Below are 3,230 nucleotides of genomic sequence, written 5' to 3'. Positions count from 1 at the left end.
TTTGCGAAGGACTTGATGAAGAAGTACAATATTCCGACCGCAGGCTATGCTGTCTTTGAAAACAGTGACGATGCGATTGCGTATATCAAGGAAAATGGTGCGCCGATTGTCATCAAGGCAGACGGTTTGGCTCTGGGCAAGGGTGTTACGGTTGCCATGACCGAAGAAGAAGCCATTGCTGCTGTCCATGATGCCATTGATGACGGCAAGTTCGGCGGTGCCGGTGCTCGCGTTGTCATTGAAGAATTCCTGACCGGTCCGGAAGTTTCGGTTCTGGCATTTGTTGACGGCAAGCATCTGTCTACGATGCCGTCTGCACAGGATCACAAGCGTGCCTATGACCATGATGAGGGTCCGAATACCGGCGGCATGGGCGCATTTTCTCCGTCCCGCTTCTATACCGAGGATATTGCACAGACCTGCATGGATACGATTTTCCGTCCGACTGTTGACGCGATGGCAGCAGAAGGCCGTCCGTTCAGCGGCGTGCTGTACTTCGGTCTGATGCTCACCCCGAAGGGACCGAAGGTCATCGAGTACAATGCTCGTTTTGGCGATCCGGAGACACAGGCTGTTCTGTCGCGTCTGGACAGCGATCTGTTTGATATTATGAACGCTGTCATTGACGGCAAGCTGGATGAGATGGATATTCAGTGGGCAGACAATGCAGCTTGCTGCGTGGTTATGGCTTCCGGCGGCTATCCGCTTGCGTATGAAAAGGGCAAAGAAATTCACGGTCTGGCTGATGTGACAGAATCTGTCGTTTTCCATGCTGGTACGGCTAAGAAGGATGGCGAGATTGTGACAAATGGCGGCCGTGTTCTCGGCGTAACCGCTACGGCTCCGACGCTGGATGAGGCAATTCAGAAGGCATATGCCGATGTCAAGAAGATTTCGTTTGACAAGGCACATTATCGCCTGGATATTGGTATTAAAAAGGGCTAAGAGGTAGAGAGATATGGAAGATTTGAAGACAAAAATCATCTCTTGCATGGCGGATGTCATCAAGCAGAATGGGTTTCGGACGGAGTTCTTTCCGGCTGAAAACGGTCAGCCGCCGATGACTCGCATTGAGCTGAGTCGTCTGGGCAAGGTCAAGCAGGATGTCATTGTAGATATGTGGTTCCCGCCGGCAAAAATGGCGCGAGAGGAAACCGCTTTGTTCCAGATGCACGCAACGATGCTGCAAGTCGAGACAGATGCTGTTTCCCGCAATCTGCCGGAGCTGAAGCGTGCCCTGTTTACCATCAACAATTTCTGCACCATTGGCCAGTTTGGCCTGTTTGAGCAGGATGGCGTGGTATATATGCGCCATAATATCGTGGTAAACATGAAGGACGATCCGGAACGTATCATCACGGATATTTGCGATTACTTCTCTCTGATGCTCAGCAGCATTCAGCGCTTTGTCGATGCGATTGCACAGATTGCTGTCGGTGCTGTCAATATCGAAGTGGCAAAGGAAATGGATCTGATTCCGAATATTTAATCGGAAAAAATCACATGTTAAGAGCGTAGCTTTGTGCTGCGCTCTTTTTTTATGCTCCGAAGAGACAAGACAGCTCCGTTCAGACGAAATTTAGAGAAAGTATTGACACATACCCATAGTGGGTATACAATCAAGGTACCCCTAGGGGGTATATAAACTCTGTGAGGTGAAACACATGGAAGACAAGTCATGCAAGTCCTGTTGCTGCGGCAAAAAGACGAAAGAGCGTTCGGAAGAAGAGTACAAGAGCTTGATTCATCGGCTCAATCGCATAGAAGGACAGATTCGCGGCATTCGCGGCATGGTAGAGCGAAACGCCTATTGTCCGGACATTTTGGTGCAGTCGGCAGCGGTTACGGCGGCGATGAATGCGTTCAATCGGGAACTGCTGTCCAATCATATTCGTACCTGTGTCGTCAAAGACATTCAGGAGGGGAATGAAGAAGTGATTGACGAGCTTGTTGCAACCTTGCAGAAGCTCATGAAATAAATACAGGAGGTTTACATCTTATGGGTACCGTAATTATTGTTGTGATTCTCGTTGTGATTGTTGCGATTGCCGCCCGTTCCGGCATGAAGCACATGAAGGGCGAAGGCGGCTGCTGCGGCGGTGGCGGAGATGCTGTTCCGGAAGAACATAAGACACTGGAAGGCGCAAAGCTCGGCGAGAAAACCGTGCATATTGAGGGCATGATGTGCGACAATTGCCGCAAGCATGTAGAAAAGCAGCTGGATAAAATCGACGGCGTCGTAGCACATGCCGATTGGAAAAAGGGAATTGCTGTTGTATCGTATGACCGCGATGTGAGCGATGATGCCATTCGACAGGCACTTGCTTGGACGGATTACAAGGTCACCAGCATTGAGGAGAGCAAATAACATGGAACAGTATACAGTGACCGGTATGAGCTGTGCTGCGTGCAGCGCGCGCGTGGAAAAGGCTGTATCTCAAGTTCCCGGCGTGACGAGCTGTTCGGTCAGCCTGCTGACCAACTCTATGGGCGTAGAGGGCACGGCATCGCCGCAGGATATTATCAAGGCTGTGACTGACGCCGGCTATGGCGCATCGGTCAAGGGAGCAAACAGCAGTGCTTCTCGTTCTGCCGCGGCAGATGCAGATGCGCTGGCGGATCATGACACGCCGGTATTAAAACGCCGATTGATTGCATCTATTGGCTTCCTGCTCGTGCTCATGTATTTTTCCATGGGACACATGATGTGGGGATGGCCGCTGCCCAAATGGTTTGAGGGCAACCATGTTGCCATGGGTCTTGTGCAGCTGCTGTTAGCCGGTATTATTATGGTTATTAACCAGAAATTCTTTATCAGCGGCTTTAAAGGACTTATTCACCGCGCACCGAATATGGACACGCTGGTGGCACTCGGCTCGATGGCATCCTTTGTGTGGAGTGTATATGCGCTGTTTATGATGACTAATGCGGTTGTCCGCGGCGATGATGCCGCGGTCATGACCTATATGGATGAGTTCTATTTTGAGTCGGCGGCGATGATTTTGACGCTGATTACCGTCGGAAAGATGTTAGAGGCACGGTCTAAGGGCAAGACGACAGATGCGCTCAAGGGACTGATGAAACTCGCGCCGAAAACCGCTGTGATCGTAAAAGACGGCAAAGAAGTCGAAGTTTCCATTGAACAGGTCAAGAAGGGCGATATTTTTGTTGTGCGTCCGGGTGAGACAATTCCGGTTGATGGCATTGTGCTGTCCGGCAGCAGTGCAGTC

General features: G+C 50.7%; 5 protein-coding genes. All 5 read left to right on the top strand.

All coding sequences use genetic code 11. From position 1 onward, the window contains the following. Window positions 1–945: phosphoribosylamine--glycine ligase (gene purD / locus ACR0P9_RS09715; RefSeq protein ID WP_432619633.1), on the top strand; the 945-nt coding region annotated here is incomplete at its 5' end. Between the two features lie 13 nt (window positions 946–958). After that, window positions 959–1,489 carry a hypothetical protein gene (locus ACR0P9_RS09710; RefSeq protein WP_432619631.1) on the top strand — a complete coding sequence of 177 codons (531 nt, stop codon included), beginning with the start codon at window positions 959–961 and terminating at the stop codon, window positions 1,487–1,489. 175 nt (window positions 1,490–1,664) lie between these two features. Continuing rightward, window positions 1,665–1,979, top strand: coding sequence for a metal-sensing transcriptional repressor (locus tag ACR0P9_RS09705; protein WP_432619629.1), 315 nt, complete (start codon window positions 1,665–1,667; stop codon window positions 1,977–1,979). Window positions 1,980–1,999: 20 nt separating this feature from the next. Next, the gene (locus ACR0P9_RS09700) at window positions 2,000–2,368 is read left to right on the top strand and encodes a heavy-metal-associated domain-containing protein (protein ID WP_432619627.1); all 369 of its coding nucleotides are present in this window, start codon (window positions 2,000–2,002) and stop codon (window positions 2,366–2,368) included. Window position 2,369: 1 nt separating this feature from the next. After that, window positions 2,370–3,230: cation transporter (locus tag ACR0P9_RS09695; protein ID WP_432619625.1), on the top strand; the 861-nt coding region annotated here is incomplete at its 3' end.

This window comes from Butyricicoccus sp. (assembly GCF_050872565.1).
In the GTDB taxonomy this organism is placed as follows: Bacteria; Bacillota; Clostridia; order Oscillospirales; family Butyricicoccaceae; genus Butyricicoccus_A.
This window is presented reverse-complemented; position numbering and strand designations above follow the sequence as displayed.